The sequence below is a fragment of the Thiohalobacter sp. genome (assembly GCF_027000115.1).
GTDB lineage: Bacteria > Pseudomonadota > Gammaproteobacteria > Thiohalobacterales > Thiohalobacteraceae > JALTON01.
In genome coordinates this window covers 26271-32819 of sequence record NZ_JALTON010000059.1, presented here as the reverse complement: position 1 = coordinate 32819, position 6549 = coordinate 26271, and the positions used below count along the sequence as shown (strand labels likewise).

At 68.3% G+C, this 6549-nt stretch carries 6 protein-coding genes; all 6 read right to left on the bottom strand.

Translation table 11 applies throughout. The features are described from left to right. The coding region (locus MVF76_RS12325; RefSeq protein ID WP_297529566.1) for a PAS domain S-box protein at positions 1-1414 on the bottom strand (1414 nt) is incomplete at its 3' end. Next, the gene (locus MVF76_RS12320) at positions 1411-2268 is read right to left on the bottom strand and encodes a phosphate/phosphite/phosphonate ABC transporter substrate-binding protein (RefSeq protein ID WP_297529564.1); all 858 of its coding nucleotides are present in this window, start codon (positions 2266-2268) and stop codon (positions 1411-1413) included. The genes MVF76_RS12320 and MVF76_RS12325, both read right to left, overlap by 4 nt. Before the next feature lie 278 nt (positions 2269-2546). Then, entirely contained in the window at positions 2547-3629 is a 1083-nt protein-coding gene (gene alr / locus MVF76_RS12315) for an alanine racemase (protein WP_297529562.1), read from the bottom strand. Then, complete coding sequence (gene dnaB, locus MVF76_RS12310) at positions 3629-5020, bottom strand: replicative DNA helicase (RefSeq protein WP_317622965.1); 1392 nt, start codon at positions 5018-5020, stop codon at positions 3629-3631. The genes alr and dnaB overlap by 1 nt, the downstream gene beginning before the upstream one ends. A gap of 114 nt (positions 5021-5134) precedes the next feature. Beyond that, positions 5135-5581 (bottom strand): 50S ribosomal protein L9, encoded by a 447-nt coding sequence (rplI, locus tag MVF76_RS12305; protein WP_297529560.1) that lies wholly within the window; start codon positions 5579-5581, stop codon positions 5135-5137. Positions 5582-5613: 32 nt separating this feature from the next. Continuing rightward, entirely contained in the window at positions 5614-6525 is a 912-nt protein-coding gene (locus MVF76_RS12300) for a hypothetical protein (protein ID WP_297529558.1), read from the bottom strand. Positions 6526-6549: the final 24 nt, after the last annotated feature.

The following is a 6549-nucleotide window of genomic DNA, read 5'->3' as shown; positions in this document are numbered from 1 at the left end:
CCGCGTGGCCGCCAGCGCCGAGGCCATCCTGGACATTTCCTCGAGGATGTACGATGCCGTCCACGCCATGATGCGCCGCCACCAGGCCCAGATCGTCCAGTACCGTGGGCCTGAGCCGGCGCATCATGGCGTGGACGGCATCGTACATCCTCGAGGAAATGTCCAGGATGGCCTCGGCGCTGGCGGCCACGCGGGGATTGTCGCGCCCGGCCGTTTCGCGGATGAGTTCGGCGTCGGCCTGGATAGCGGTCATGCACTGTCCCAGCTCATCGTGCAGTTCGCGGGCCAGGTGGCGGCGTTCTTCCTCCTGCACGGCCAGCGATTTGTGGATCAGGAAACGGTTGCCCTCCAGCAGGGTCTTGCACTCGGTTTCGGCCCGCTTGCGCTCGGTGATGTCGTGCAGGGTGGCCGCGTAGAGCGGTTCGCCGTGGATCTCCACCCGGCCCACATAGACCTCCAGCGGGAAGACGCTGCCGTCGCGGCGCCGGCCCCTGGCTTCCCGTCGCCGCCCTGTGGGCCGGGTCCAGAAGCCGGGGTCCGGGTCGCCATCGAGCAGCATGGAGGCCGGCTGTCCGGCCAGCCTGTCCTCGTCGAAACCGAACAGGTCGGGCATGGCGGGATTGGCAGAGCGGATGCGGGTGTCGCGGCCATAGGTGATCATGCCGTCGATGGCCGTTTCCTCGATGACCCGCTCCCGGGCCAGCGCCTCCTGCAGGCGGCGGGTGCGTTGCGAGATTTCCTTGACCATGCGGTTGAAGGCAGAGGCCGTCATGCCCACCTCGTCGGCCGGGCCGGTGGGCACCTCGGTGTCGTAGTCACCCGCGCCCACGCGCTGGGCCGCCCGCGCCAGACGGCCCAGGCGGCGGGTGAGGTGGACCCCGATGAGCACGGTCACCAGGATGCTCAGCACGATTTCCGCCCCCGCGATGGCGATGCTGCGGTCGCGGGCGTCGGCGATGGCCTGCTCCATCTGGGCAAGCGACAACCCCATCAACACCCGGCCCATCGGACGGCCGCCGAACACGATGTCCGCCTGCACATCGTAGCGTCCGTCATCGGCCGCAAGCGGGTGGACATCGGGCAGGGGCGCCGGTCCGGCGGGCGGTTCCCCCTGGCTGAGCGCAATGCGCCCATCCCGGTCCATGATCACCAGGTAGGCCAGTTCCGGATGGCGGGCGATGTTGCGCAGGTATTCCTCCAGGCTGGCATAGTCCACTTCCACCAGATAGCTGCCAGCCGTCGCCGTGATCTGTTGCAGCATGCTGGTGGCGGTGTCGTGCAGGCGGTCGGCATGGGCCTCGCGGATGACGCCGAGGTTGTGCCATACCAGCAACGACAGCATGACGACCTCCACCAGCACCACGCTGGCGATCAGTCGCACCCGCAGCGAGCGCCAGGGCTTGACACCGTTCATGGCGCACCATCCCCCAGGGCGGTGTCCAGTGCCGGCGCCGCCCAGGCCAGCCCCTCGTAGCTGCCGGACGCCACGGTCGTGAGGCCAGGCCAGTTCAGATGTTTGAGCAGCGCCCGGCCCTCGGGAGTCTCCCGCAGTCCGAGCAACAGCTCGCGAATGCGGGCCGCGAGTTCGGGTTGTACCCAGGGGGCCACGCTGATGGGCATGTGCGGGCTGACGCCGGTATTGGCCAGGACGCGCAGGGAGGCGCGCAGCCCGGGCGCGGCCTGTTCGAAGAGCGGCAGCATGAGCGAGGCGGCCTCTGCTTGTCCCTGCAGGGCGCTGAGCAGCGAGGCATTGTGGCTGGGCGTCGGCACCAGCACGAGATCCCGGTCCGGATCCAGCCCGGCTTCTTGCAGCCGCGCACGCACCAGCATGGTGGCGAGCGCCAGTGGATCCACGGTGGCCAGCCGGCGGCCGCGCAGGTCGGCGAGCGTCCTCAGCGGCCCTGTCCGCGGTGCGACGATGACTGCGCGCATCCCGGGCCGGTCCACCCGCACCAGGGCGCGGTAGCCTGCCTGCCGCCGGGCCAGATAGTAGAAATGGGGGGCCGTGAACAGCAAGTCATAGCGCCTTTCATGCTGGGTGCGACGCAGGAAGGTCTCGAAGTCCGGCGCCGTTTCCATGCGCACCAGCCGCCCGAGAGACCGGGAGAGATAGTCCACCAGCGGGCCGAAGCGGCGCACCAGCCGTTCCGTGCTGACGATGGGCAGGAAACCGAAGGTCAGTTGCCTCGGCGGAGTCATCTCCTGCGCGGCGGGAGCGGTGGAAAAGAAAACAGCCATCAGGCAGAGTGCCACCGCCAGCCCTGACATGGCTGTGTTGCCGGATGGGTCCTTCATGAGACGCGGAGCGACGATGACATATGGGCAACCGGATCCTGTGTGACCGATGCCGATGATACCGGTTTCCCGGCCCCGTGCTCAGTAGGAGAGCGCCCTGCTGCTTTCGTTCAGGATGTATCGGCACACCGGCTGACGTGCCCTGGTCGCCGGGATCCCCAAGGCTTGGCAAGGGCGGGCGCTACCCGGACATGAGCGATTTTCAGTGGGGGAAAGGGGGCTGGCGGCCTGGATGCGATGGCGGACTGCCATTAACCCGAGAACCGTCGTGCCACCCGGGCGGAAAGACCACAGACGAGCTGGTAGGGAATGGTCTCGGCACGCTTCGCGATGTCTTCGACCGGCAGGCCCTCACTCCACAGGATGACGGGATCTCCGGGCCGGGCGTCCGGCGTTTCACGCAGATCGATGCAGAGCAGGTCCATCGATACCCGCCCGACCAGCGTGGCACGCCTGCCGTTGACCAGCACCGGCGTGCCGGATGGGGCATGGCGCGGATAGCCATCGCCGTATCCGACCGCCGCAACGCCCACGGGCATGTCCTCGGGACATACCCAGGCCCCACCGTAACCGATGGCCTCGCCGCGCCGGCAGCGCCTGACGGCAACCAGGGCAGTTTCGAAGGTCATCACCGCACGCAATCCGTGTTCGGTGGCGCTGCCGGAAACAAAGGGCGTGATACCGTAGAGCATGAGACCGGGCCGCACCCAGTCGAGATGCGTGTCCGGCCAGCCCAGCACGCCGCCAGAGTTGGCCAGCGAACGCTCGCCTTCAAGACTGTCGGTCGCGGCCAGGAAGCTTTCCAATTGACGCAGGGTGTGCGGTGCGCCGCGCTCGTCGGCGCGCGCCAGGTGCGACATGAAACCGATGGCACTGACCGCGCGACAGGCACGCAGACGCGCATGCACTTCCGCCGTCCGTTCCGGGGCGAATCCGAGTCGATGCATGCCGCTGTCGACCTTCAACCAGATATCGAGGGGGCGATCAAGACGCGCCCGAGCCAGCCACTCGACCTGGTGGTCGCTGTGTATCACCGGCCGCAGATGGTAACGAGCGGCAGATTCCAGTTCGTCCGCAGAGAACAGGCCGGACAGCAGACTCACCGGCTGTTCGAGGCCGGCCTCGCGCAAAAGCCGCGCCTCGCCGACCGAGGCGACTCCGAAACCGTCGGCGCCGGCTTCGCCCAGTGCGTGTGCCACGTCGACCAGGCCGTGGCCGTAGGCATCCGCCTTGACCACCGCCATGATGCGGCTGTCCGGAGCCGCCCGGCGCACTCGATCGAGATTGTGAGCCAGGGCCGCAAGGTCGATGCACGCCCGCGCGGGACGCGACATCAGTAGGCCTCGTCGCTGAATCCGTCGGAGACGAAGTTCTCGAAGCGGGTGTACTTGCCGAGGAAGGTGAGACGGCGCATACCGATGGGGCCGTTGCGCTGCTTGCCGATGATGATTTCGGCGGTGCCCTTGTCGGGGCTGTCCTCGTTGTAGACCTCGTCGCGGTAGATGAATACGATCATGTCCGCGTCCTGCTCGATGGCGCCCGATTCGCGCAGGTCCGACATCACCGGGCGCTTGTTCGGCCGCTGTTCGAGGCTGCGGTTGAGCTGCGACAGGGCGATCACCGGCACGTGCAGTTCCTTGGCCAGCGCCTTCAGGCCGCGCGAGATCTCGGAGATCTCCTGGGCGCGGTTGTCGCCGGCGCCGGGCGCCTGCATGAGCTGCAGGTAGTCGATGACGATCAGGCCGAGATCGTGCTCGCGCTTGAGGCGGCGGGCACGGGCGCGCAGTTCGGTGGGCGTGAGCGCCGGGGTGTCGTCGATGAACAGCGGGGCCTCGGCGAGGATACTGACTGCCGAGGTCAGCCGCGGCCAGTCGTCGTCCTCGAGCTTGCCGGTGCGCACCTTGTGCTGGTCGATACGGCCCAGCGAGGACATCAGGCGCATGGCCAACTGCTCGCCGGGCATTTCCATGCTGAACACGGCGGTCGCCGTCCGTCCCTTGATGGCGGCATGTTCGGCGATGTTCATGGCAAAAGTGGTCTTGCCCATGGAGGGCCGCCCGGCAATGATGACCAGGTCGGAAGGCTGCAGACCCGCGGTCATTTCGTCGATGTCCCTGAAACCGGTGGGCACCCCGGTGATGGGATTGTCGAGCTGGAACAGGTGATCGATGCGGTCGACGGTGCGCGTCAGCAGTTCCTTGATGGGTACGAAACCCTGCTTGCCCTGCTTGCCCTGTTCAGCAATGCGGAATACCTGCTGTTCGGCGAGATCCAGCAATTCTTCCGGCTTGCGGCCGTCGGGCTGGTAGGCGGAATTGGCGATGTCGGTCCCCACCCGGATCAGCTGGCGCAGCACCGAGTGCTCGCGCACGATGTCGGCGTAGGCGGAGATGTTGGCGGCGCTGGGCGTGTTCTTGGCCAGCTCGCCCAGATAGGCCAGCCCCCCGGCCTCGGCCAGTTCGGCGCGTCGTTCCAGCTCCTGCGACAGGGTCACGGCATCGAAGGGCTTGCCCTGCTCGGCCAGGTCGGCGACGGCGCGGAAGATCAGCCGGTGGTCGCGGCGATAGAAGTCCTGCTCGGTGACGCGGTCGGCGATGCGGTCCCAGGCCTCGTTGTCCAGCATCAGCCCGCCGAGCACGGCCTGTTCCGCGGGGATCGAGTGCGGCGGGACCTTCAGGTTGTCGGCGGGGGTCAGGGTCGCCGCCGGCTGGACGGATTCATGCATCGCGGATACTCGATCGGGAACGGTCATCGGGGGTTTCCGGGAGCATACACAAGCGCGCCGGTGACCGACAAGCCGGTCACCGGCGCGCATCAGGAAGCCGCGATCAAGTGCTTGTTATTCGGCGACGATGGTCAGCTTGACGGTCGCTTCGACGTCGGTGTGCAGGTGTAACTGGACGTCGAATTCCCCCGTGGTGCGGAAGGGACCCTCCGGCAGCCGCACCTCGTGGCGCTCGACCGGATGACCGGCCTCGGTGAGTGCGCGCGCAATGTCGCTGGTGCCGACGGAGCCGAACAGCTTGCCCTCGTCACCGGCCTTGGCGGCGATCTCCACGGCAAAGCCTTCCAGCGCGTCGCGGCGGGCCTCCGCGGCGGCCAGCGCTTCGGCGGCGGCCTTCTCCAGCTCGGCGCGACGGGCCTCGAACCTGGCCACGTTCTCGGGCGTGGCCGGCGTGGCCTTGCCCTGGGGGATCAGAAAATTGCGGCCGTAACCGGGCCGGACCTTGACCTTGTCGCCCAGGTTGCCCAGATTCGCGACCTTCTCCAGCAGAATGACTTCCATGATGGTTACCTCGATCTCAGTGTTTCTCGAATTCAGGATGCGCCGGCATCCGGCATGCGCCCGCGAAACCGCAGGCCGGTGTCCAGCCATCCGAGCAGGGTGGCCAGCATCGCCGCATGCGGCTCGGCCACCAGCAACAGCACATACAGCGCGACCAGCCAGCCCCGGTGCATGCCGCGCGCGACCACCAGCCCGTGGACCACAGCGATGCCCTGAAACAGCAGCGGCACCGCGGCCACCAGCGCCAGATCGGCGCTCAGCCGCCCCGGCGCGCCGCCCAGCAGGGCGCCCGCCAGGACCAGCAACAGCACCACCAGGCCGTAGCCCCGCCCCATCTGCAGGGCACGGAACTCGCGCCCGAAGCCGCCGGGGTTGTACAGCAGCGACTGCCACCAGCGGCCGAGCAGCAGGCTGGCGACCACGCCCACCGCCAGCGCCGCGGCCATGACTGCCGTCATCCAGCGACTCAGCGCCGGAACGACCTCGGCGAGGGCCAGGCCCTGATCCGGCAGACGCTCGGCCAGCGCCTGCATGCGCGCCGCCCACCATCCGGCCGGGTCACCCAGCGCCAGGTGCATCAGCGCGATCAGCGCAATGCCCATCGCCACCACGGCCAGCAGCGTCAGCGGCCAGGCAATGGTCGTCCGCAGCACGCCCGCGGCCAGCCACACCGGCACCCAGAGCACCAGCCCCGCGGCCAGTCCGGGGACCATGGAGCCGGCCAGCAACTGGCTGGCCAGCCCCAGCAATACGGCAGCACCGGTCAGCACCCCGGCCCCGGCGCCCGGTCCCCGCCTCAGGGTCACCAACGCCAGTCCGCCACCCCCTGCATAGGCCAGCGGCGAGGTCAGCGGCGGCAGCAGCAGCGCCAGCACCGTCATGCCGGCCACCACCAGAACGGCAGACAGCCATCCGCCCATCACGAAGGCGGCAAGGGCGCGCATGCTCGACTCGAACCCGCCGGGTTG